We start from the raw sequence: 24,233 nt of genomic DNA on the forward strand, positions 1-24,233 counted from the left end.
GCAAGTTGTCACGGCGATTTTTATGCATAAATCGCAGGCAATAAAAAACGCCCAGCTCCGTGAGGAGGCTGGGCGCTTTTGTGGAACGTAAAGCGAATTAACGCTTCGAGTACTGCGGACGCTTACGCGCTTTACGCAGACCGACTTTCTTACGTTCAACTTCACGGGCATCGCGAGTCACGAAGCCAGCTTTGCGCAGAGCGCCACGCAGGGTTTCGTCGTACTGCATCAGAGCGCGAGTGATACCGTGGCGGATTGCGCCAGCTTGACCACTTACACCGCCACCGATAACGGTGACGTAGATGTCGAACTTTTCAACGGTCTCGGTCAGTTCCAGCGGCTGACGAACTACCATGCGGGCAGTTTCGCGACCGAAGAAATTTTCCAGAGTGCGGTTGTTGATCGAGATGTTACCAGTGCCCGGACGCAGGAAAACGCGTGCGGTTGCGGTTTTGCGACGGCCAGTGCCGTAATTTTGAGTCGCCGACATAATGAACTATTCCGTTAAAACTTCAGTTCTTGGGGCTGCTGAGCAGCATGAGGGTGTACAGCGCCCGCATAGACTTTCAGCTTGCGAAACATATCGCGACCCAGTGGGCCCTTCGGCAGCATGCCTTTGACCGCGATTTCGATCGGGGCTTCAGGCTTCTTGGAAATCAGACCTTCGAAGTTCGAAGACTTGATACCGCCTGGGAAACCGGAGTGACGGTAGTACATTTTGTCTTGCGCTTTGTTGCCGGTAACACGTACCTGCTCAGCGTTGATGATCACGATGTAGTCACCGGTGTCAACGTGAGGGGTGTACTCAGGCTTGTGCTTGCCACGCAGACGGCTGGCGACTTCAGTGGCCAGACGACCCAGGGTCTGACCAGCGGCGTCGACGACAAACCAGTCGCGCTGAACTGTTTCCGGTTTTGCAGTAAAAGTTGTCATTCTTTAATAGCCTCAGGGGCCGCCCTGTAAATTAGACGGCGGATCTTACTGAATAGTGCGTACTTTGACAAGTCAAAGGCAGCCGGATACAGACGCTATCGGGGGCTCGGGTCGGCGCGTCCGTTCAACGGCAAGATTCTTCGGCAGACGGCGCATCACTTCCACTGCAGAAAGAGGTGGGCAATTATGCAGATTGCGAAAAAAAATTCAACCTGCTTTTATGATTGTTTTCCCTGAAGGAGTACCCGATGGATTATCGACAGCTGGGCCGTACGGATCTGAACGTGAGCGCGATAGCCTTGGGCACCATGACCTGGGGCGAGCAGAACAGCGAGGCAGAGGCCTTCGCACAGATCGAACGGGCCAAGGCCGCGGGGATCAACTTCCTCGACACCGCAGAAATGTACCCGGTGCCGCCCAAGGCCGACACCTATGCCACCACCGAGCGTTATATCGGTAATTACTTCAAAAGCCGTGGCGACCGGGCCGACTGGATCCTTGCCAGCAAGATTGCCGGCCCCGGCAACACCATTGATTACATCCGCGACGGCCACCTGCGCCACAACCGCAAGCACATCGTCGAAGCCCTGGATGCCAGCCTCAAGCGCCTGCAAACCGATTGGATCGACCTTTACCAACTGCACTGGCCGGAGCGCAGCACCAACTTCTTCGGCCAACTGAGCTACAAGCACAAGGACGAAGACGACCTCACCCCTCTGGAGGAAACCCTCGAAGCGCTGGACGAGCAAGTGAAGGCCGGCAAGATCCGCCACATCGGCCTGTCCAATGAAACGCCGTGGGGCACCATGAAATTCCTCGCCCTGGCCGAAGCCCGTGGCTGGAGCCGCGCGGTGTCGATCCAGAACCCGTACAACCTGCTCAACCGCAGTTTCGAGGTGGGTTTGGCGGAAGTCGCGATTCGTGAACAGTGCGGTTTGCTGGCGTATTCGCCACTGGCGTTCGGCATGCTCAGCGGCAAGTACGAGAACGGCGCGCGCCCTGCAAAAGCGCGCCTGACGGAATACAGCCGCTTCAGCCGCTACTTCAACCCGCAGTCGGAAGCAGCGTGCAGCCGTTATGTGGCGCTGGCTCGGGAGCATGGTCTGGACCCGGCGCAGATGGCCTTGGCGTTTGTCACGCAGCAGCCGTTTGTGACCAGCAACATCATCGGGGCGACAAGCCTGGAGCAGCTGGACAGCAACATTGCCAGTGCTGATCTGAAGCTGTCGAAAGAGGTGCTGGAGGGGATTGAGGCGATTCAGAAGGATCATCCGAATCCAGCGCCTTGATTGATCGTTAGATCGCTATCGCAGGCAAGCCAGCTCCCACATTTTGATTTGTGAACACCGTCAAATGTGGGAGCTGGCTTGCCTGCGATGGCGACGTCAAAAGCACCACAAGATCAAAGCGCCCGCGCAATAATCTCCTTCATGATCTCATTGGTCCCCGCATAAATCCGCTGCACCCGCGCATCCGCCCAGGCCCGGGCGATCGGGTATTCCCACATGAAGCCGTAGCCGCCGTGCAGCTGCACGCACTCATCGAGCACCTTGCACTGCAAGTCCGTGGCCCAGTACTTAGCCATCGCTGCCGTAGGCACATCCAGCTTGCCTTCCAGGTGCAACGCCATGCACTTGTCCACAAACACGCGGCCGATCTGAATCTCGGTGGCCATCTCCGCCAGCTTGAAGCGGGTGTTCTGGAAATCCGCAATTGCCTTGCCGAACGCCTTGCGTTCGCGGGTGTATTCCAGCGTCCACTGCAAAGCGGCCTCAGCAGATGACAAGGCACCAATCGCCACGGTCAATCGCTCCTGAGGCAACTCCTGCATCAAGTACGCAAAGCCCATGCCCGCCTGGCCCAACAGGTTTTCCTTGGGCACACGCACGTCCTGGAAGAACAGCTCCGATGTGTCCTGGGCCTTCATGCCCACCTTCTCCAGGCGCTTGCCCTTGGCGAAGCCCGGTGTGTCGGCGTCCACCAGGAACAGGCTGGTGCCCTTGGCACCGGCCTTGGGGTCGGTCTTGGCGACGACGATGACCAACTCGGCCAGGTAGCCATTGGTAATAAACGTCTTGGAGCCGTTGATCACATACTCATCGCCCTCCAGCACCGCCGTGGTCTTGACCCCTTGCAGGTCGGAACCCGCCCCCGGTTCAGTCATGGCAATAGCCGTGACCCTCTCGCCGGAGATCAACTTGGGCAGGTATTTGTGCTTCAGCGCCTCGCTGCCGTAATGCAGGATGTAGGGCGCCACAATATCCGAGTGCAGGGAAAAACCGATGCCAGTGAGGCCCAGCCGGCTGATCTCCTCGATCACCACCGCGCTGTACAAAAAGTCCGCGCCCAGCCCGCCGTATTCCTCCGGCAGATGGGAACACAGCATCCCCGCCTCCCCCGCCTTGCTCCACAAGTTGCGGTCGATGTAGCCCTGTTTCTCCCATTGCCCATGGAACGGCGCGGCGTCTTTTTCAAGGAAGGTACGCACGCTTTCGCGGAAGAGTTGGTGTTCCGGGCTGAACAAGGTTCTGGGAATCATGGGTCACCTGCGTGGATTGTCGGACAAAGACGAACCCACAGAGACTATGCCGCGAAGGCATCACGGGACACTGGACACATGCGACAAAAAATAAGACGATCCAGCCGTCTGGTGACCACTTTCCCCTATAAGAATAAATGAAATTATGTCTAACCAAATCTCCACGCCGTTGCGGCGCGTCAGCATTTTGGCCATTGATCGGGTATTCGCTTCAACCCTCATGCAAGCCAAAGATTTCTTCCACCTCGCCAGCCTGCGTTACGGCAAGCAACTGGGCCAGGGCCTGACCCCTGCGTTCGAGACCCGACTGGTCAGCCCCGACGGGCAATCGGTGCGCAGCTTCAGTGATGTGATCATGCCGGTGGACGGCGGCCTGGAAGACGCCGACATCATCGTATTACCGGCCTTCTGGGATGACTTCGACGCCTTGTGCGCGCGCTACCCTCAAGTGCTGCCGTGGCTGCGCGAGCAACACGCCCGCGGTGCGGTGTTGTGCGGCGAAGCCACCGGGGTGTTCTGGCTGGCGGAAGCCGGCCTGCTCGACGGCAAGGAGGCGACCACCTACTGGCGTTTCTTCAACGCCTTCAGCGAGCGCTTCCCCAAGGTCCAGCTCAACCAGGACAAGCACCTCACCGACGCCGACAACCTGTATTGCGCTGGCGGCACCACCTCGGCGTGCGACCTCTACATCTACTTGATCGAGCGTTTCTGCGGCGCCAACATCGCCCAGGCCGTGGCCCGCGACATCCTCTACGAAGTGCAACGCAGCTATGCACCTGGACGCATCGGGTTTGGCGGGCAGAAGCTGCACCAGGACGTGATCATCCTGCAGATCCAGCATTGGCTCGAAGAGCATTTCGCCGACAAATTCCGCTTCGAAGATGTGGCACGGGAACACGGCATGAGCATCCGCAATTTCATGCGCCGCTTCCAGACCGCCACGGGTGACAAGCCGCTGCATTACCTGCAACGGTTACGGATTGAGACGGCGAAGGGACTGCTCTCGGGCAGCCGCAAGAGCATCAAGACCATCAGTTATGAGGTGGGTTATGACGATGCGAGTTTCTTTGCCAGGCTGTTCAGGCAGCACACCGAACTGTCGCCGAACCAGTATCGCCAGCAGTTCCAGCAGGCTGCGTAAGCCAAGACAAACACAACGCTAATGTGGGAGCTGGCTTGCCTGTGATAGCGGTACATCCGTCAGTAAATAAGTAACTGACACGCCGCCATCGCGGGCAAGCCCGGCTCCCACAGTTGATCTGCATTGCTCAGAAGATCGCATGAAAAAAGGCCCGCATCGCTGCGGGCCTTTTTCATTTCGAACTCTCGTTTACGGTTTGTGACCGCGCGACAGGAACTCGTGGGACTGCATTTCCAACAAACGGCTCAGCGTGCGCTGGAACTCGAAGTTCAAACGTCCACCGGTGTACAGATCCTTCAGCTCGACTTCCGCCGAAATGATCAGCTTGACGTTACGGTCGTAGAACTCGTCGACCATGTTGATAAAGCGTCGCGCGATGTCGTCGGTGGTCACGCTCATCTGCTCCACGCCGCTCAAGATCACCGCGTGGAAGATCTTGCCCAGTTCGATGTAGTCGTTCTGGCTGCGCGGGCCGTCGCACAGTTGGCGGAACTCGAACCAAGCCACATCATCGCAGGTACGCAGCGCGATGATTTCGCGGTTCTCGATCATCAGCTTGTCGTTTTCCACCGCCTGGGTGCATTCCGGCGTCAGCGCACGGAAGCTTTTTTTCAGGCTTTCATGGGCCGCTTCGTTCAGCGGGAAGTGGAACAGCTCCGCTTGCTCCAGGTGGCGCAGGCGGTAGTCGACGCCGCTGTCGACGTTGACGATCTCGGTGTTCTGCTTGATCAGCGCGATGGCCGGCAGGAAGCGTGCGCGTTGCAGGCCGTCCTTGTACAAACCGTCAGGCACGATGTTCGAGGTGGCGACCAGCGTCACGCCATTCTTGAACAGTTCTTCCATCAGCGTGCCAAGGATCATGGCATCAGTGATGTCGGAGACGAAAAATTCATCGAAGCAAATCACCCGCGCCTCGTCAGAGAAACGCTTGGCGATGATGGTCAACGGGTTTTTCTCGCCCGGCAGGGTCTTCATCTCTTCGTGCACACGCTTCATGAAGCGGTGGAAGTGCGTCCGCACCTTTTCCTTGAACGGCAGCGCTTCGAAGAACGTATCCACCAGGTAGGTCTTGCCACGGCCCACGCCACCCCAGAAATACAGGCCCTTGACCGGCGTGTGGTCTTTTTTGCCAAACAGCTTGCTGAACATCCCTGGCTTGCTTTGCGAGGCCGCGACCAGGTCGTCGTACAGGCGCTGCAAATGACGCACTGCCGTTTCCTGGGCCGCGTCATGGAAGAACTCAGGGCGTTTCAAATCAGCTTGATATCGTTCTAGGGGCGTCATAATTTCGTTAGCAAGGCAACAAAAACGGGCCGTCACTGTAACGACGGCCCTGGATAATGGCAATCAACCCTTGGTCGGGTTAATCCTCGAGGGGGGTCAACGCGACGCGCAGCGCGGCGATGGCGGCATCGCGGGACGCTTCGTCGGCGAACTCGGCGCTGTCCGCCACCACGCTACCGTCCAGCCATACGCTGAAGCTCAGGGCCTCAGGGCGCACATCCAGCGCGTCACCGTTTTGCAGTTGCTTGGTCACGGCACCTGCGGCTTTACCGTCGGCGAAATGACGCGAAAGCAATAATTGCTCGCCATCGGCGGCCAACAGGCGGAAGCGGAAGCTGCCGTCGTCTTCGCGAAAGCTCACGAAGCGCGCGGCTTTTGCGGCTTTCTTCTTCGCAGCGACCGGCGCCGCAGCTTGCTCGACAAACGAACGCAGGCCAACGGCTTCACGCAGCTCGGCGAGGAACGGCGCTGCCACGGCACGGGCCTTTTTGGCGCCGACCAGCAGCAGGTCTTCCATGTCCGATGGGCGCGACATCAGCGCGTGGTAGCGCTCGCGCGCTTCGCCCAACTGGCCATCCAGCAGCTGGAACAGACGGCTTTTCGCCTCGCCCCAGCCCAGGCCTTGCTGCAGCTCGGCACGGAATTCCTCTTCCTGGGCCTTGCTGGCAAACGCCTGATACAAGGTGAACAGGTGCGAATTGTCCGGATCCTTGGCTTCGCCTGGCGCGCGGGAGTCGGTGACGATCCGCGAGATGGCGTCTTTCATGTCCTTGGCGCTGGTGAACAACGGGATGGTGTTGTCGTAGCTTTTCGACATCTTGCGGCCGTCCAGGCCCGGCAAGGTGGCGACGCTTTCTTCGATCAACGCCTCAGGCATGGTGAAGAATTCTTTGCCGTTGCCAAACAGGTGGTTGAAGCGCTGGCCGATGTCGCGGGCCATTTCCACGTGCTGGATCTGGTCACGGCCGACCGGCACCTTGTGCGCATTGAACATCAGGATGTCCGCCGCCATCAGCACCGGGTAGCTGTACAGGCCCATGGTGATGCCGGCGTCCGGGTCTTCGCCGGTTTCCACGTTCTTGTCCACCGAGGCCTTGTAGGCGTGGGCGCGGTTGAGCAGGCCCTTGGCGGCCACGCAGGTCAGCAGCCACGTCAGCTCGGGGATTTCCGGGATGTCGGACTGGCGATAGAACGTCACCCGGTTTACATCCAGGCCACCGGCCAGCCAGGTCGCGGCGATTTCCATACGCGAACGCTGGATGCGCTGCGGGTCATCGCATTTGATCAGGGCGTGGTAGTCGGCCAGGAAGTAGAAGGAATCGGCATTGGCGTCCTGGCTGGCAAGGATCGCCGGGCGGATTGCACCGGCGTAGTTGCCCAGGTGCGGCGTGCCGGTGGTGGTGATGCCGGTGAGAATACGGGTACGAGTCGTCATGGGTTATCGCTTATCAGACTGCTATCAATTCGAGAGGCGCGGCAGGACCAGATCCTTGAGATCGGTGAGCTTGCCATGAAAAAAGTGTCCGCATTCTGCCACTTTCAGCAGCTCATGGGGGCGTTTCAGGGCGGCAGACCAGTCGTAGACGAGTTGTGGGTCGACCACTTCGTCGGTTTCAGGCTGGATCAGGGTCAATGGGCATCCCTGGGGCAGCAGGTCGTTGTCGCTCAAGCGCATCACCGCAGCGGCCACCATGAACAGATGTGACAGTTTTTCGCCCTTGGCTTCCAGGCGACCGCCGAGGCTGGCAGCGACGTAGCCACCGAAGGAAAAACCAAGCAAGGTGATCGGCAGCTCGGGGTGTTTTTCCCGCAGCCAGTTGGCAGCCGCTTCGGCATCGTCCACTTCACCGGTGCTCATGTCGTGGGTGCCGGCACTTGCGCCGACACCACGGTAATTGAAACGCAAAGTAATCAATCCAGCATCGCGGGCAGTGCGCTGCAGGGTCGACACAACTTTATTAAGCATGGTCCCGCCCTGCACCGGGTTAGGGTGGCAGATCAGCGCCAAGCCACGCGGCTCGGGGTGATCCAGGTACAGGGCTTCCAATTGGCCTACCGGGCCATCGATCAAAACGGGGGTTTCACGCATGAGCAAGAGATGAACTCCGTGACCTCTCAATGGGTCGACTCGTCTAGCTAAAAGTCTGTGCATGGCATCATTGCGAGCTTAATCGCGGTATACAGCGCAGGTTTGAGCCGTTAACGTAAAGCAAAGCCGTTTATAGAGGAAGGACTCGTGGAACACTCGCTCTTAGTTTGGTTGTTGCCGACTCTTGCCCTGGTTGCCGGTGTCGCCATTGGATTCCTGGTTGCTCGCCTGCTGCCGAATGCCGCGCCTAACCGCACGCAGCGTCAGTTGGATGACATTCAGGAACGTTTTGACAGTTATCAGAATGAGGTGGTTACCCACTTCAACAGCACCGCGACCTTGGTCAAGAAGCTCACCCAGAGCTACCAGGAAGTACAGGACCACCTCGCCGATGGTGCCAACCGCCTGGCTCTCGACGATATTACCCGTCAGCGTCTGCTGGCCGCGTTGCATTCCGATGCACCGCAAGCGCCACGGGAGCGCCTGACCCCGCCGCGGGAAAACCAGGAGCCTCCACGGGACTACGCGCCAAAAACGCCGAACGCCCCTGGCATGCTGGATGAGCATTACGGTCTGAAGAAGTAACTCGTCTTCAAACAATAAAAAGCCCGGCTGATCGATGATCAGCCGGGCTTTTTTGTGAGTCTCACAAACAACATCAATCAAATGTGGAAGCTGGCTTGCCTGCGATAGCGGTGGGTCAGTGGGCACATCCGCTGGCAGACACACCGCTATCGCAGCATAGGTATCTACACATCTTCAAAGTGAAATTGCGTAGCAGCTGTCGAGCCCCGGCGAGGCTGCGTTTGCGGGCTGTCTGACACACCGCTGACGCAGCCTCGCCGGGGCTCGACAGCTGCTACGCAGAGGGCTCCCTCAAGATGTGTAGATACTTATGGCTATCGCAGGCAAGCCAGCTCCCACCTGAACAGTGCAAGACCTTACGCCAATGGTTGTTCTTGCAAGCGCCCACCCTCAATCCGCACATGCCGCCCATGGAAACGCTTGAGGCTGCTGCGATGCCCCACGCTGACAATGCTCAGCCCCGGCAGCTCATCAATCAACGTTTGGTACAGCGTTGCCTCATCCTCTTCATCCATAGCCGACGTCGCTTCGTCCATGTACAGCCATTGCGGCGCATACAACAACGCACGGGCGAAGGCCAGGCGCTGCTGCTCGCCCGGGGAGAGCATGCGCTGCCAGTGGTTGGCTTCGTCCAGACGACCCACCAGATGGGGTAAACGGCACGTCTCGAGGACCTGTGCATAACGTTCTGCCGGGTAGGCGCTGTCGTCCTGTGGATAACTCAACACCGCCTTCAGCGTGCCAATCGGCAAGTACGGTTTTTGCGGCAGGAACAAAGAGCGCTCGGCCGGCAGGCGAATATTACCGTGGCCGTTGGGCCACAGGTTGCCCATAGCCCGCAGCAAGGTCGACTTGCCGCTGCCGGAACGACCGCTGAGCATCACGCGCTCACCTTCGGCGACGACCAGGTCGGCGCTCTGCAGCAGATGGCGGCCGTCTGCGAGGTCCAGGCTCAGGTCCTTGACCTGCAAATCCCCGCCTTGATGTTGCAAGCCAATGCCCATGGTGCGGTTTTCGTTGTCGTGCATGGCCTGGCCGAAACTCAGCAGACGATCACAGGTGGCGCGCCAACTGGCCAGCATCGTATAGGCGTCGACAAACCAGCTGAGGCTGCCCTGCACACTGCCAAACGCCTGGGCCACCTGCATCAGTACGCCCAGTTCGATTTTGCCGGAAAAATAACGCGGCGCCGCGACCACAAAGGGAAAGATAATCGCGATCTGGGAGTAACCACTGGTAAAAAAATTCAGGCGCTTCTTGAGCTGCATGATGCTCCAGAAATTGCTCCACACCCGCCCGAAACGCGCACTCAATTGCTGGTGTTCGTTGCGCTCGCCATTGATCAGCGCGATGCTTTCCGCGTTTTCGCGCACCCGCACCAGGCTGAAACGCAAGTCGGCCTCAAACCGTTGTTGACGGTTGCTCAGGCCGATCAGTTTTCGACCAATCAAGTGGGTCAACCAACTGCCGACCACCGCATAAACCAGCGCCGCCCAGAACATGTAGCCGGGAATGGTGATGCCCCACACTTCGATACTGCCGGACACGCCCCACAGAATCACCGAGAACGACACCAGGCTCACCAGGTTGCTGATAAAACCCAGCCCCAAGTTGAGGGTGCTGCTGGTAAAAGCGTTGAGGTCTTCGGAGATACGCTGGTCGGGGTTATCGGTGTAGCCGCCGTATTCCAGGTGGTAGTAATTCTTGTGGCTCAACCATTGGGCAAAGTAGGTTTCCGTCAGCCAGCGGCGCCAGCGGATGGTGAGCATCTGTTGCAAATAGGAGGTGAACACACCGGTCACGATTGCCACCACCGCAATCACGCTGAAGTACATCAGTAGATGGGTGAAGGCGTCGTAGTCCTTGTGCTCCAGGGCGTTGTAGAAGTCGCGGTTCCAACTGTTGAACCATACCGACACAGCGACGCTGAACAGCGAAAGCCCCAGTACCACCAACAGCAGCAGCCAGGCCTTGCCCTTCTCTTCGCTGCGCCAATAAGGCGTGATCAGCCCCCACACCCGCCGTAAAAATTGCCCACGCACCGCGTCGTTGACCGCGGAGTACTCAGCGTTCTGATTCATCGTTCAGGCTCGGTAGGGATTAGGTCACAGGCGTATGAACCGATCATAGGTGATCGGTTCATACGCCTGTGCGGCCTGAAGCAGACTGTTCAGCTTAGGTTCAGCGACGTACCGGGCGCTTCTGCAACTTACGCTGCAAGGTGCGGCGATGCATGCCCAGGGCGCGGGCAGTGGCGGATATATTGCCTTCGTGCTCGGTCAGCACGCGCTGGATGTGCTCCCACTGCAAGCGGTCCACCGACATCGGGTTTTCCGGCACCAGGGTGTCGAGGTCAGCGTGCTCGGACAGCAAGGCGGCCAGTACGTCGTCGGCGTCTGCCGGCTTGCACAGGTAGTTGCACGCGCCGCGCTTGATGGCTTCGACCGCAGTGGCAATGCTGGAGTAACCGGTGAGGATCACCACACGCATTTCCGGGTCGAGTTCCAGCAACCTGGGCAACAGCACCAGGCCGGAGTCGCCGTCCATTTTCAGGTCGAGCGCAGCGTAGTCCGGCAGGTCGGCCTGGGCGATGGTCAAGCCCTCTTCGGCGGAACCTGCGGTGCTGACGCGGAAACCACGACGGCTCATGGCACGCGCCATCACGCGGGTAAACGTGGCGTCGTCATCTACCAGCAACAGGTGCGGCAGTTCTTCGCCTTCGACTTGGATCTCGTCACTCATCGATATCTCCTCGTGCGACACGGGGCAGGCGCAGCTCGGTGAGCGTACCGCCTTCCTCATGACTATAGAGTTTCACTGAGCCGCCCGCGCGGGTCACGCTGGCCTTGCTCAAAAACAGGCCGAGGCCGAAGCCTTTGCCCTTGGTGGTAAAGAACGGTTTACCGATCTGCTCGGCAATCGCCAGCGGCACACCCGCGCCGTGGTCACGAATGCTGATGGTCACGTTTTCGGCATCCCAGTCCAACTGTACGCCCAAGCCTTCGGGGCAGGCGTCAGCGGCGTTGTTCAGCAGGTTGAGCAGGGCCTGGGTCAAATCCGGTGGCGGCGCCATGCGCGGCACGCTGCCCTGCCCCAGCAGATGAAAACGGTAACTGGCTTCGGGGCGCATCAGGTGCCAGCGGTTCAGGGCTTCGTCGAGCCACTGGGTCACGTCCTGCATCTCCACCGCCAGGCGGCGATTGGCTTCGGCGGCGCGTACCAACTGCTGAAGGGTCTGCTTGCACTGCTTGACCTGCTCACGCAGCACGCCGAGATCTTCTTGCAACGCCGGGTCGTGATGGTCCTGGGTCATTTCGTTGAGCAGCACGCTCATGGTGGCCAAGGGTGTGCCCAGCTCATGGGCGGCGCCGGCTGCCTGGGTGGCAACGGCCAACAACTGCTGGTCGCGCAAGCCTTCTTCACGGCGAATGGCGCGCAGTTCTTCCTGGCGGCGCAGTTCTTCGGCCATGCGGGCAGCGAAGAACGTAATGACCGCAGCGGACAGCGCAAAGCTCAGCCACATCCCGTAGATCTGCAGGTTTTCCCGCGCGATCGGGAACGTTTGCAGCGGATAGAAGCGCGCCAACAGCAAGGTGTACAGCGTCAACGCGATGCCCGACAGCACCACCGAATAGCGCCACGGCAGGGTCACGGCGGCGATGGTCAGTGGCACCAGGTAATAAGAAACAAACGGATTGGTGGAACCACCGGAGAAATACAGCAACACACTGTGGATAAACAGGTCGCACGCCAATTGCAGGGCGTATTCCAGCTCGGTCACCGGCCACGTGGTGCGCAACCGGATGGCGGTAAACACACAGAGCACGATGGAGAAACCCAGGGTCACGCCCAATTGCAGCCATGGCAGCGGCAACAGGTCGAACCAATAGGCGAGCCCGACAGAGCCGGCCTGTGCGGCCAGTACCAGGGTACGGATGAACGTCAGGCGCCAGAGGTTCTGGCGGGTGGCGGAAGTCAGTTTTACGGCGGCGAGCATGAGCTCTCCCGGTGAGCGCTGCAGGCGGATCGGCAGGAGTATAAACGAAGCCGGCAGGCTGGCACGGCGCGTGTGGCTCTTTGCCGCAGGCCGGGCAAATGACCGTTCGTCGGCGTCGCCGCAACTTGTAGCTAATGTGTAAACCCGAAGAACCCAACGCCATCGTCTACAGTCTTACCGAACACGAACATTCCAAGGAGCTTTCATGTCTCGTTTCACTCGCAGTGCAGCCGTTATCACGCTCAGCGTCAGCGCCCTGGCCAGCCTTCCGGCCCTGGCCGCCGATGAGCTGCATTACAACCAGATTTCCCTGCGCGCCGAGGCCAGCCAGGAAGTGGCCCGCGACAAGATGATCGTCACGCTGTACACCGAATCCCAGAACAGCGACCCGGCCAAGCTCGCCGCCGAAATCACTGAAACGATGAACAAGGCCCTCGGCCAGGCCCGCGAAGTCAAAGCCGTGACCCTGCGCCAAGGCAGCCGCAACAGCTACCCGATCTACGACAACAAGAACCAGAAGATCACTGGCTGGCGTGAGCGTGCCGAACTGCGCCTGGAAAGCGCGGACTTCCCGGCGCTGTCCAAGCTCACCGGCGAACTGCTGACCACCCTGAAGATGGACAACATGGACTTCGCCATCGCCGACGCCACGCGCAAGTCCAGTGAAGATGCGCTGCTCAAGGATGCGGTTGCCGCCTTCAAGGCACGCGCGCAACTGGCAACCGATGCGTTGGGCGGCAAGGGCTACAAGATCGTCAACCTGAACTTCAACACCAACGGTTACCCAATGCCTTATGCCCGTGGCGGCATGATGATGAAGGCAGCGATGGCCGATTCGGCACCGACACCGGAAGTAGAAGCCGGCACCAGCCAAGTCACCATGAGTGCCGATGGCGTGATCGAAGTGCAGATGCAGTGACCCCTACCTGACAAACCTGAACGGCGTTACCCTCGGTGACGTCGTTTTCGTTTGGGCAGCTTATGTATGCCTGCCACTTCAGGGGTCTCCATGGAAAGAATCGCCTTAAAACCGCTCCTCCTCGCCGCAGGCCTGCTGGCCTTTATGCCGTTGGCCCAGGCGGCCAGCACCCTGGTCTACTGCTCCGAAGCCAGCCCCGCCGGTTTCGACCCCAGCCAGTACACCAGCGGCACCGATTTTGATGCATCTGCCGAAACCGTGTTCAACCGCCTGACCCAGTTCAAGCGCGGCGGCACCGAAGTCGAACCTGGCCTGGCGACAAGCTGGGATGTTTCCAAGGACGGCCTGACGTATACCTTCCACCTGCGCGATGGCGTCAAGTTCCACACCACGGATTTCTTCACGCCTACTCGCGACTTCAACGCGGATGACGTGCTGTTCACCTTCAATCGCCTGCTGGATGCCGAAAGCCCGTTTCGCAAAGCCTACCCTTCCGAGTCGCCGTACTTCACCGACATGGGCTTGAACACCACGATAAAGAGCGTCGACAAACTCGACGAACACACCGTGCGCTTCAACCTGAACAACGTCGATGCGTCGTTCGTGCAGAACCTGGCCATGAGCTTCGCTTCGGTGCAATCCGCCGAGTACGCCGCGCAACTGCTCAAACAAGGCACAGCCTCCGACATCAACCAGAAGCCGGTGGGCACCGGGCCGTTTGTGTTCAAGCGCTACCAGAAGGATTCGCAGATCCGCTACGTGGCCAACAAACAGTATTGGAAGCCCGAAGAGGTGAAACTCGACAACCTGGTGTTCGCCATTACCCCGGATGCCGCGTCACGCCTGCAAAAGCTCAAGGCCGGCGAATGCCAGGTCAGCGGCTACCCGCGCCCCGCCGATATCGAAGTGATGAAGCAGGACCCGAATCTGCGCGTGCTGCAGCAAGCCGGTTTCAACCTGGGCTTTCTGGCCTACAACGTGACCCACCCGCCGCTGGACCAGCTCAAGGTGCGCCAGGCGCTGGACATGGCGATCGACAAGCCGGCGATCATCAAGGCCGTGTACCAGGGCGCCGGGCAATTGGCGCAGAACGCTCTGCCCCCTGCGCAGTGGTCTTATGACCCGACCATCAAAGACGCGCCGCACGACCCGACCAAGGCTCGGGCGCTACTAAAAGAAGCAGGGGTTGCACCCGGTACCACCATCAACCTGTGGGCGATGACCGTACAACGCGCGTCCAACCCAAACGCGCGCATGTCCGCGCAGATGATCCAGCAGGATTGGGAAAAGGTGGGCATCAAGGCCAACATCGTCAGCTATGAATGGGGCGAATACATCAAGCGCGCCAAAAACGGCGAGCACGATGCGATGATTTATGGCTGGACCGGCGACAACGGCGACCCGGATAACTGGCTTGGCGTGCTCTACAGTTGTGCTGCGGTCAAGGGCAGCAACTACGCTAAATGGTGTAACCCGGCGTACGACAAACTCGTGCAACAAGCCAAGATCAGCAATGACCGCGAGCAGCGCATCAAGTGGTATCAACAGGCGCAGAAAATCCTTAAGGAACAGGTACCTATAACGCCTATCGCAAACTCGACGGTTTTCCAACCCATGCGCAAGGAAGTCAAAGACTTCAAGATCAGCCCCTTCGGGTTGACGCCGTTCTATGGCGTGAGTCTAGATAAGTAACAGCAACGCCCCAACCGAGTGCGCCAGACGCCTCGGTTGGTCTTTTTTAGTGCGCTGCTTGCACCGAAAAAACCCTCGAAATATGCGCAAATATGTACAAACTTTCATAATTGCGACATTCCTGTACGTTCGTACCACTGTTTCACCCTCGTAACGGTTCAGCATCTTGCAATGGGTATGGCGCCTGCATAAGTATCCGCAGGCCGACTCACGAGGTCGCCCTCACCATCAAAAATGACAACAAATCATGAGGCCAACATGCTTAGAAACGCAGTCATTCCGTTAATTGTTAGCGCTGGCCTAATGGCCGCGGCGCCTTTCGCCCAAGCGGCGACTAACCTGGTGTTCTGCTCCGAAGGGAGCCCGGCCGGTTTTGATCCAGGCCAGTACACCACCGGAACAGACTTCGATGCCTCGGCCGAAACCATGTTCAACCGCCTGACCCAGTTCGAACGCGGCGGCACCGCTGTGATTCCTGGGTTGGCCACCAGCTGGGACGTGTCTTCGGATGGCTTGACCTACACCTTTCACCTGCGTGATGGCGTCAAGTTCCACACCACCTCGTACTTCAAGCCGACCCGTACCTTCAATGCCGATGACGTGCTGTTCACGTTCAACCGCATGATCAACAAGGACGATCCGTTCCGCAAAGCCTACCCCACTGAGTTCCCGTACTTCACGGACATGGGGATGGACACCAACATCAAGAACATCGAGAAAGTCGATGAGCACACCGTCAAGTTCACCCTTGGCACTGTGGACGCCGCGTTCATCCAGAACCTGGCAATGAGCTTCGCCTCGATCCAGTCGGCTGAATACGCCGCTCAACTGCTCAAGGAAGGCAAGCCTGCGGACATCAACCAGAAGCCAATCGGCACTGGCCCGTTCGTGTTCAAGAGCTACCAGAAAGACTCGAACATTCGTTACACCGGCAACAAGGACTACTGGAAACCTGAAGATGTGAAGATCGACAACCTGATCTTCGCCATCACCACCGACCCGTCGGTGCGTATCCAGAAACTCAAGAAAAACGAATGCCAGATCACCTTGTTCCCACGCCCGGCCGACCTCAAGGCGCTGGGTGAAGACAAGGACCTGAAACTGCCGCACCAGGCCGGTTTCAACCTGGGCTACATCGCCTACAACGTCATGGACAAGGTCAAGGGCAGCGACCAGCCAAACCCGCTGGCCGACCTGCGTGTGCGCCAGGCGCTGGACATGTCGGTGAACAAGCAGCAGATCATCGACTCCGTGTACCAGGGCGCTGGCCAATTGGCCGTGAACGCCATGCCACCGACCCAATGGTCGTATGACACCACCATCAAGGACGCCAAGTTCGACCCAGAGAAAGCCAAGGCGCTGCTCAAGGAAGCCGGCGTCAAGGAAGGGACCGAAATCGTTCTGTGGGCCATGCCGGTTCAGCGTCCGTACAACCCGAACGCCAAGCTGATGGCTGAAATGCTGCAAAACGACTGGAAGAAGATCGGTCTGAACGTGAAAATCACCAGCTACGAGTGGGGCGAGTACATCAAGCGCTCCAAAGGTGGCGAGAACCAGGCCATGATCATTGGCTGGAGCGGTGACAATGGTGACCCGGACAACTGGCTGAACGTGCTGTTCGGCTGCGACTCGCTGTCGGGTAACAACTTCTCCAAATGGTGCGACAAGAAATTCGACGGCATCGTGAAAGAAGCCAAGGCCACATCGGACGTCGCCAAACGCACCGAGCTGTACAAGCAGGCGCAACATGTCCTCAAAGATGCAGTCCCGATGACACCTATCGCGCACTCGACGGTGTATCAACCCATGCGCACCACCGTGCAGGACTTCAAGATCAGCCCGTTTGGCTTGAACTCCTTCTACGGCGTGAGCGTCAGCGGCAAGTAAGAAGCCTTGGCGGCGACGTTGCATAACGTCGCCGTTATTGCATCCGCCCGACCCGTAGGAAACAGACCACGCTTGCAATCGTTGCGTCCTACAGCAGCGAACTGCGATGCGTGACTCCGTTGCCTACAAGGTCAATCCGATTTGGTGCATTTACTGCCAGGTCCGCGACCCATAACGTCGTAGGACAGCAGAAGCACCAACCTCGGAAGGGTACTTGCTGCGTGTGGGATCAGTGATGTCCCCCTGGCCGAACGCCAGGGTGATTGCTCGCTGATGACAACTACAAACAAGGATCGGGATCGTCATGCGCCATACCACCGTTCTATCCGCAATTTTTGGCACCAGCCTTCTGGCCGTGGCCACGATGGGCCAAGCCGCCGACAAGAAGAGCCTGGTGTTCTGCTCGGAAGGCAGCCCGGCAGGTTTTGACACCGCGCAGTACACCACCGCCACCGATAACGATGCGGCCGAGCCGCTGTACAACCGCCTGGTTGAGTTTGAAAAAGGTGAGACCAATGTGGTGCCGGGGTTGGCAACCAAGTGGGATATTTCCGAAGACGGCCTGACGTACACCTTCCACCTGCGTGAAGGGGTGAAATTCCATAGCAACAAGGAATTCAAGCCAACGCGGGACTTCAACGCCGACGACGTGCTGTTCACCTTCAACCGCATGCTTGACCCTGAGCACCCGTTTCGCAAGGCCTACCCCACCGAGTTTCCGTACTTCAACGGAATGAGCCTGAACAAGAACATTGCCAAGGTCGAGAAAACCGACCCGCACACCGTGGTGATGACCTTGAACACGGTCGACGCTGCGTTCGTGCAGAACATTGCCATGAGTTTCGCTGCGATCCTGTCGGCCGAATACGCCGAGCAGTTGCTCAAGACCGGTAAGCCGAGCGATATCAACCAGAAGCCGATCGGCACTGGCCCCTTCGTGTTCCAGCGTTATCAGAAAGATTCGCAGATCCGTTACGTGGCCAACAAACAGTACTGGGACCCGAGCCGGGTCAAGCTCGACCAGTTGATCTTCGCCATCAACACCGACGCTTCGGTGCGGGTGCAAAAACTCAAGGCCGGCGAATGCCAGGTAACCCTGCATCCGCGCCCGGCTGACGTGGACGCCCTCAAGGCGGACCCGAACCTGCAACTGCTGACCAAGCCAGGCTTCAACCTCGGCTACATCGCCTACAACGTGCGCCACAAGCCATTCGACCAGCTCGAAGTGCGCCAGGCGCTGGACATGGCGGTGAACAAGCAGAGCATTCTGAATGCCGTGTACCAGGGCGCGGGGCAACTGGCGGTCAACGCGATGCCGCCGACGCAGTGGTCCTACGACGACAGCATCAAGGACGCCGCCTACAACCCGGAAAAAGCCAAGGAACTGCTCAAGGCCGCCGGCGTGAAGGAAGGTACCGAGATCACCCTGTGGGCAATGCCGGTACAACGGCCGTACAACCCCAACGCCAAGCTGATGGCCGAGATGCTGCAAAGCGACTGGGCCAAGATCGGCCTCAAGGTCAAGATCGTCAGCTACGAGTGGGGCGAGTACATCAAGCGCACCAAGAACGGTGAGCACGATATCAGCCTGATCGGCTGGACCGGCGACAATGGTGACCCGGACAACTGGCTGGGCACGCTTTATAGCTGCGACGCCATCGGCGGGAACAACTACTCCATGTGGTGTGACCCGGCGTACGACAAGTTGATCAAGCAAGCCAAGGTCGTGACTGACCGCGAACAAAGGACTGTTCTGTACAAACAGGCGCAGCAACTGCTCAAGCAGCAGGTGCCAATCACGCCAGTCGCCCACTCGACGGTCAACCAGCCGTTAAGCACCAAAGTCGAAGGTTTCAAAGTGAGCCCCTTCGGCCGCAACGTGTTCTCGGGCGTCAGTATCACCCCATAAGAAAATAACCGGATTGCGCAGGGCGAACATCGCCTTGCTGCAAACGCGCGGCCTTCTATTAGGATTTTTCCTACGGCAAACGTTTGCAATGGCTTGAACGAGTTACACACCCAATAGCCGGATCACCAAAAAAGACCGGCATTAAAAAGAGAACCAAAGGAGCTTCATTCATGAAACTGAGCAGCAAAGCGCTTCTGGCCCTGGCCATCAGCAGCATCACGGCCACCGCCTACGCTGAATCCGTCAGCCAGGACTTCGTTCCGACTACCCTGGCCGGCACCAGCGCGCAAAGCGAAGCCAAAGGCTTTATCGAAGACTTCAGCCTGGGCGGCACCACGCGTAACTGGTACTCCCACGAAAGCAAATACCGTGGCGGCACCTTCGAATACAAAAAGCATGGCCAGACGCTGACTGACCGTAACCGTACCAACTGGGTACAGGGCACGATCATCAACGCCAGCTCGGGTTTCACCCAGGGCACCGTAGGCGTCAAGACTGAATTGGCGGTGTACAACGCCGTGGTCCTGGACCGCAGCAAGCGTGATATCAAGGGCGGCTCCAACCGTACCCTGGCTGACTCCGACGGTGATGCAGTAGGCCAATGGAGCAAACTGGGCCTGGCCAACGTGCAGTTCCGTGTGTCGAACACCACATTGACTGCCGGTCGTCAGAACTTCAGCAGCGGCATCGTCGACACCATCGGCAACCGTGCCCTGCCATCGAGCTTTGAAGGTGTGAGTTTCAACAGCGAAGAGTTCAGCAACCTGTCGTTCCAAGGTGGCGTGTTTGACCGCGTTTCGCCACGTACCGAACAGAGCCTGTCGAAATTCCGCAGCGAATACGGCAATGGCGCGGAAACCGACAAGGTGTCCACCCTGGGCCTGAACTACCAGCCGCTGAAAAGCCTGAAAGTCAGCGTCTTCGGCGCCAACGTGAAGGACTTCTGGAACCAGTACTACTTCGGCGCAACCCACGAGCTGGGTGATGCCCAGCAACTGGCCCTGACCACCGGTTTCAACTACTACAAGACTGTCGATGAAGGCAAAAAAGAGATGGGGGAAATCGACAACGATACCTACTCCCTGTCCCTGGGCCTGGCTCACCAGGCACACAGCCTGACCTTCTCCTACCAGGCTGTGAACGGTAACGAATACTTCGACTACCTGCACGAAACCAACGGCATCTACCTGGCCAACTCCCTGACCTCTGACTTCAACGGCCCGAACGAGAAATCGTTCCAGGTTGCCTATGGCATCAACATGGCCGAATACGGCGTGCCAGGCTTGAAGTTCAACATCTACTCGGCGCGTGGCTGGGGCATCGACGGCACTCACTACACCGGCAACAACGGTCGGGCCAAGTTCGCCTACGACGGCATCCAGAACCAGGACGGCGAAAAACACCAGGAATACGGTGTTGGCGGCTCTTACGCCATCCAAAGCGGCCCACTCAAGGCCACCACCGTGCGCGCAACCTATGTTGAGCACCGTGGCAGCGAGTTCCAGGCAGATGGCAGCATCAAAGAGTTCCGTCTGGTGACCACTGTTCCATTCAACATCCTTTAATTAGCGCCAGGTAGACGGCGGGCTCAGGACGAGCCCGCCGTCTACGTTTGTCTGGTCCCATCGATTGCAGAGGGCTCTGAATGAAAATGCTTCCACTACAAGCCGCCATGGCTGCCGCGCTGTTGAGCGTGGCGATCGGCGTTTCGGCCAAACCGCTGGTGGTCTGCACCGAAGCCAGCCCGGAGGGTTTCGACCCGGTCCTGTACACCACGGCCGTGACCGCTGACGCTGCTGCTGAAACCATGTTCAACCGCCTGGTGGATTTCAAGCCCGGCACCACTGAAGTGATCCCCGCGCTGGCCAAAGACCTGCCCGAGATCAGCGCCGATGGCCTGACCTACACCTTTCACCTGCGTGACGACATCAAGTTCCACACCACCGACTACTTCAAACCCACGCGCAACATGAACGCCGACGACGTGCTTTGGAGCTTCCAGCGCCAGCTGGACCCGAATCACCCGTGGCATAAAAAGTCCCTCGTGGGCTACCCGTACTTTGAAAGCATGGGCTTCAAGGAACTGCTCAAGAGCGTAGAGAAGACGGACGATCATACCGTCGTCTTTACCCTGACCCGTCCTGAAGCACCGTTCCTGGCCGACCTGGGCATGGCATTTTCTTCAATCCATTCGAAGGAATACGCCGACCAGTTGCTCAAATCCGGCAAGACCGAAGACCTGAACGCCAAGCCCATCGGCACTGGCCCGTTCATCTTCACCCGTTATCAGAAAGACGCCCAGGCGCGGTTCAAGGCCAACCCCGACTATTTCCGCGGCAAACCGGCAGTAGACCCGCTGATCCTGGCGGTCACCACCGATAACAACGTGCGCCTGCAGAAGCTCAAGGCCAACGAATGTCAGATCGCGTTATTCCCCAAGCCGGATGACATTCCAAGCATCAAGAAAGACCCTAACCTGAAAGTCGATGAGCTGGCAGCGATGACCACCAGTTACACGGCGTTGAACACCACCCACAAATACATGAGCGATGCGCGGGTCCGTCACGCGATCAACATCGCGTTCGACAAGGCCGGCTATACAGAAGCCCTGTTCGGCAAAGGCAATGCGGTGGTGGGCACCGGCCCTTATCCGCCGACCTTGCTGGGCTTCAGCGACAAGCTGAAGAATCCGCCCCGCGACCTGGACAAGGCCCGCGCCCTGCTCAAGGAAGCCGGCGTACCGGAAGGCACCGAATTCACCCTGTTCACCCGTAACGGCGGCGGCCCGACCAACCCTAACCCGATGCTCGGCGCACAGCGCATGCAGGCGGATCTGGCGCAGATTGGCTTGAAGGTCAATATCAAAGTTATGGAATGGGGCGAGATGCTCAAGCGTGCTAAAAACGGCGAGCACGACATGGTTTCGGCTGGCTGGGTAGGTGATAACGGCGACCCGGACAATTTCCTTACGCCAAACCTGAGTTGCGATGCTGCGAAAAACGGCGAAAACTACGCACGTTGGTGTAACAAAGAGTTTCAAGACTTGATCGATAAGGCACGTGCCGTCGCTGAACCCGGCCAGCGCGCTGCACTCTATGAACAAGCACAGGACGTTTTCGACAAGGACCAACCATGGCTTCCCATGGCTTACCCGAAACTGTTCACCGCCATGCGCAAGAACGTAGAAGGCTTCACCCAAAGCCCTCTGGGTACAAATAACTTCGCCACCACCCAGGTGAAGTAAATAAGAAAAACGCTCGGCGCCGTCGCTATTGACGGCGCCGGACCTGCCTAACCGGCTGATTGAGGTACACAACAAGATGTTTAGTTTTATTGCCCGCCGACTGGGGTTACTGATCCCCACGTTCTTCGGCATCACGTTGCTGACGTTTGCGTTGATTCGCATGATCCCTGGCGACCCCGTCGAAGTCATGATGGGCGAACGACGAGTCGACCCCGAGATGCACGCACAGGCAATGGAACGCCTTGGCCTTAACAAGCCGTTGTATGCGCAATATCTGGACTATGTCGGCAAGCTCGCCCAAGGCGACCTTGGCGAATCGCTGCGGACCCGGACCAGCGTGTGGACCGAATTCACCGCCCTCTTCCCGGCGACCCTGGAACTGTCCATGGCCGCCCTGTTGTTCGCCGGTATCCTGGGCCTGCTGGCCGGGGTGATCGCGGCACTTAAACGAGGATCCCTGTTCGACCACGGGGTGATGGGCATCTCCCTGGCGGGATATTCGATGCCGATCTTCTGGTGGGGCCTGATCCTGATCATGTTCTTCTCGGTGAGCCTGGGCTGGACCCCGGTTTCCGGGCGTATCGACCTGCTCTACGACATCGAGCCGCGCACCGGCTTCATGCTGATCGACACCCTGCTGGCTGACGAGCCAGACGCGTTCTGGGATGCACTGCACCACCTGATCCTGCCGGCCATCGTGCTTGGCACCATCCCGCTGGCAGTGATCGCGCGGATGACCCGGTCGTCGATGCTCGAAGTACTGCGCGAAGACTACATCCGCACCGCCAAGGCCAAGGGCCTGTCGCCGGCGCGCGTGGTATTCGTACACGGCCTGCGTAACGCGTTGATCCCGGTATTGACCGTGGTCGGCCTGCAAGTCGGCACGCTGCTGGCCGGTGCGGTTTTGACCGAAACCATCTTCTCGTGGCCCGGCATCGGCAAATGGCTGATCGAAGCCATTGGCGCGCGGGACTACCCGGTGGTGCAAAACGGCATTCTGCTGATCGCCTGCCTGGTGATCCTGGTGAACTTCGTGGTGGATATCCTCTACGGCTTCGCCAACCCACGCATCCGTCACCAGCGCTGAGATCAAGACCATGACCACACCTACTCCAGTGTCAGCAGTCGATCAAAGCCTGCTGTACCCGTCCCCGTACAAAGAATTCTGGCAAGCCTTCTCCAAGAACAAGGGCGCGGTTGCCGGCCTGTTGTTCATGTTGCTGATTGTGTTCTGCGCGATCTTCGCGCCCTGGGTTGCGCCGCATAACCCAAGCGAGCAATACCGCGACTTCCTGCTGACCCCGCCGGCCTGGCTGGAAGGCGGGCAGATGCAGTTCCTGTTGGGCACCGACGAATTGGGCCGTGATTTGCTCTCGCGCCTGATTCAGGGCTCGCGTCTGTCGTTGCTGATCGGTTTGTCGTCGGTGGTGATGTCGCTGATCCCGGGGATCCTGCTGGGTCTGTTCGCCGGGTTCTTCCCACGCTTGCTCGGCCCGACCATCATGCGTTTGATGGACATCATGCTGGCCTTGCCCTCGCTGCTGCTGGCCGTTGCCATTGTCGCGATCCTCGGCCCTGGCCTGATCAACACCGTGATCGCCATCGCTATCGTCTCGTTGCCGTCCTACGTGCGTCTGACCCGCGCGGCGGTGATGGGCGAACTGAACCGTGACTACGTGACCGCCGCCCGCCTCGCCGGCGCCGGCCTGCCACGCCTGATGTTCATCACCGTGCTGCCCAACTGCATGGCGCCGCTGATCGTACAGGCCACCTTGAGTTTCTCTTCGGCGATCCTCGATGCCGCGGCCCTGGGCTTCCTTGGCCTCGGCGTACAACCGCCAACCCCAGAGTGGGGGACCATGCTGGCGTCGGCCCGTGACTACATCGAACGCGCCTGGTGGGTGGTGAGCCTGCCTGGTTTGACCATTTTGCTCAGCGTGCTGGCAATCAACTTGATGGGTGACGGCCTGCGCGATGCGCTGGACCCGAAACTCAAGAACGCCGCCTGAGGAGA

The 24,233-nt window shown here is 58.9% G+C and carries 20 protein-coding genes; 11 read left to right on the forward strand and 9 right to left on the reverse strand.

Features of this window, described 5'->3' with window-relative positions; all coding sequences use genetic code 11:
- Window positions 1-97 precede the first annotated feature (97 nt).
- Together rpsI and rplM are read right to left on the reverse strand one after the other, a co-directional pair.
- Entirely contained in the window at window positions 98-490 is a 393-nt protein-coding gene (gene rpsI / locus BFP95_RS20090; protein WP_003216038.1) for a 30S ribosomal protein S9, read from the reverse strand.
- A gap of 14 nt (window positions 491-504) precedes the next feature.
- Entirely contained in the window at window positions 505-933 is a 429-nt protein-coding gene (gene rplM, locus BFP95_RS20095) for a 50S ribosomal protein L13 (RefSeq protein ID WP_003171742.1), read from the reverse strand.
- Between the two features lie 248 nt (window positions 934-1,181).
- On the opposite strand from rplM, the gene BFP95_RS20100 reads away from it, so the two are divergent.
- Window positions 1,182-2,222: an NADP(H)-dependent aldo-keto reductase gene (locus BFP95_RS20100; protein ID WP_065879620.1), complete on the forward strand. Its 1,041-nt coding sequence runs from the start codon at window positions 1,182-1,184 to the stop codon at window positions 2,220-2,222.
- A gap of 113 nt (window positions 2,223-2,335) precedes the next feature.
- Here BFP95_RS20100 and BFP95_RS20105 read toward each other — a convergent pair whose 3' ends face one another.
- The gene (locus BFP95_RS20105; RefSeq protein ID WP_065910600.1) at window positions 2,336-3,472 is read right to left on the reverse strand and encodes an acyl-CoA dehydrogenase family protein; all 1,137 of its coding nucleotides are present in this window, start codon (window positions 3,470-3,472) and stop codon (window positions 2,336-2,338) included.
- A gap of 220 nt (window positions 3,473-3,692) precedes the next feature.
- Between BFP95_RS20105 and BFP95_RS20110 the strand changes: the two genes are divergently transcribed.
- Window positions 3,693-4,613 (forward strand): GlxA family transcriptional regulator, encoded by a 921-nt coding sequence (locus BFP95_RS20110; RefSeq protein ID WP_175405787.1) that lies wholly within the window; start codon window positions 3,693-3,695, stop codon window positions 4,611-4,613.
- 189 nt (window positions 4,614-4,802) lie between these two features.
- Here BFP95_RS20110 and zapE read toward each other — a convergent pair whose 3' ends face one another.
- The 3 genes from zapE to BFP95_RS20125 form a co-directional block, all read right to left on the reverse strand.
- Window positions 4,803-5,897 (reverse strand): cell division protein ZapE, encoded by a 1,095-nt coding sequence (zapE, locus tag BFP95_RS20115; protein ID WP_012722199.1) that lies wholly within the window; start codon window positions 5,895-5,897, stop codon window positions 4,803-4,805.
- A 79-nt stretch (window positions 5,898-5,976) separates the two neighbouring features.
- Window positions 5,977-7,332, reverse strand: coding sequence for a tryptophan--tRNA ligase (locus tag BFP95_RS20120; RefSeq protein ID WP_065875122.1), 1,356 nt, complete (start codon window positions 7,330-7,332; stop codon window positions 5,977-5,979).
- 24 nt (window positions 7,333-7,356) lie between these two features.
- Window positions 7,357-7,986 (reverse strand): alpha/beta hydrolase, encoded by a 630-nt coding sequence (locus BFP95_RS20125; protein WP_065875123.1) that lies wholly within the window; start codon window positions 7,984-7,986, stop codon window positions 7,357-7,359.
- A 147-nt stretch (window positions 7,987-8,133) separates the two neighbouring features.
- Here BFP95_RS20125 and BFP95_RS20130 point away from each other — a divergent pair, with 147 nt between their 5' ends.
- On the forward strand, window positions 8,134-8,571 hold the full coding sequence (locus BFP95_RS20130; protein ID WP_017138275.1) for a YhcB family protein: 438 nt from the start codon (window positions 8,134-8,136) through the stop codon (window positions 8,569-8,571).
- Window positions 8,572-8,927: 356 nt separating this feature from the next.
- Here the strand turns inward: BFP95_RS20130 and BFP95_RS20135 are convergent, their stop codons facing one another.
- The 3 genes from BFP95_RS20135 to BFP95_RS20145 all read right to left on the reverse strand — a co-directional run bounded on the left by BFP95_RS20135 (window position 8,928) and on the right by BFP95_RS20145 (window position 12,568).
- On the reverse strand, window positions 8,928-10,652 hold the full coding sequence (locus BFP95_RS20135; RefSeq protein ID WP_065910601.1) for an ABC transporter ATP-binding protein/permease: 1,725 nt from the start codon (window positions 10,650-10,652) through the stop codon (window positions 8,928-8,930).
- 100 nt (window positions 10,653-10,752) lie between these two features.
- A complete protein-coding gene (locus tag BFP95_RS20140; RefSeq protein WP_043048539.1) occupies window positions 10,753-11,313 on the reverse strand; it encodes a response regulator transcription factor in 561 nt (186 codons plus the stop codon).
- Window positions 11,306-12,568, reverse strand: a complete 1,263-nt coding sequence (locus tag BFP95_RS20145; protein ID WP_065875125.1) for an ATP-binding protein — start codon at window positions 12,566-12,568, stop codon at window positions 11,306-11,308. Before BFP95_RS20145 ends, BFP95_RS20140 begins: the two co-directional genes overlap by 8 nt.
- A gap of 205 nt (window positions 12,569-12,773) precedes the next feature.
- Between BFP95_RS20145 and BFP95_RS20150 the strand changes: the two genes are divergently transcribed.
- From BFP95_RS20150 to BFP95_RS20185, 8 genes are all read left to right on the forward strand, one after another.
- Complete coding sequence (locus BFP95_RS20150; RefSeq protein ID WP_049710019.1) at window positions 12,774-13,487, forward strand: SIMPL domain-containing protein; 714 nt, start codon at window positions 12,774-12,776, stop codon at window positions 13,485-13,487.
- Between the two features lie 90 nt (window positions 13,488-13,577).
- Window positions 13,578-15,179, forward strand: coding sequence for an ABC transporter substrate-binding protein (locus BFP95_RS20155; protein WP_065879623.1), 1,602 nt, complete (start codon window positions 13,578-13,580; stop codon window positions 15,177-15,179).
- A gap of 258 nt (window positions 15,180-15,437) precedes the next feature.
- The gene (locus BFP95_RS20160; RefSeq protein ID WP_065875127.1) at window positions 15,438-17,066 is read left to right on the forward strand and encodes an ABC transporter substrate-binding protein; all 1,629 of its coding nucleotides are present in this window, start codon (window positions 15,438-15,440) and stop codon (window positions 17,064-17,066) included.
- Window positions 17,067-17,430: 364 nt separating this feature from the next.
- Window positions 17,431-18,975 (forward strand): ABC transporter substrate-binding protein, encoded by a 1,545-nt coding sequence (locus BFP95_RS20165; protein ID WP_371905303.1) that lies wholly within the window; start codon window positions 17,431-17,433, stop codon window positions 18,973-18,975.
- Window positions 18,976-19,145: 170 nt separating this feature from the next.
- Window positions 19,146-20,540: an OprD family outer membrane porin gene (locus BFP95_RS20170; RefSeq protein WP_065875129.1), complete on the forward strand. Its 1,395-nt coding sequence runs from the start codon at window positions 19,146-19,148 to the stop codon at window positions 20,538-20,540.
- Window positions 20,541-20,620: 80 nt separating this feature from the next.
- Complete coding sequence (locus BFP95_RS20175; RefSeq protein ID WP_065879624.1) at window positions 20,621-22,219, forward strand: ABC transporter substrate-binding protein; 1,599 nt, start codon at window positions 20,621-20,623, stop codon at window positions 22,217-22,219.
- A gap of 76 nt (window positions 22,220-22,295) precedes the next feature.
- Window positions 22,296-23,306, forward strand: a complete 1,011-nt coding sequence (locus BFP95_RS20180) for an ABC transporter permease subunit (RefSeq protein ID WP_003171721.1) — start codon at window positions 22,296-22,298, stop codon at window positions 23,304-23,306.
- A 10-nt stretch (window positions 23,307-23,316) separates the two neighbouring features.
- Window positions 23,317-24,228 (forward strand): ABC transporter permease subunit, encoded by a 912-nt coding sequence (locus BFP95_RS20185; RefSeq protein WP_010213191.1) that lies wholly within the window; start codon window positions 23,317-23,319, stop codon window positions 24,226-24,228.
- Window positions 24,229-24,233: the final 5 nt, after the last annotated feature.

It is taken from the genome of Pseudomonas sp. 58 R 12 (genome assembly GCF_900005865.1).
In the GTDB taxonomy this organism is placed as follows: Bacteria; Pseudomonadota; Gammaproteobacteria; order Pseudomonadales; family Pseudomonadaceae; genus Aquipseudomonas; species Aquipseudomonas tritici.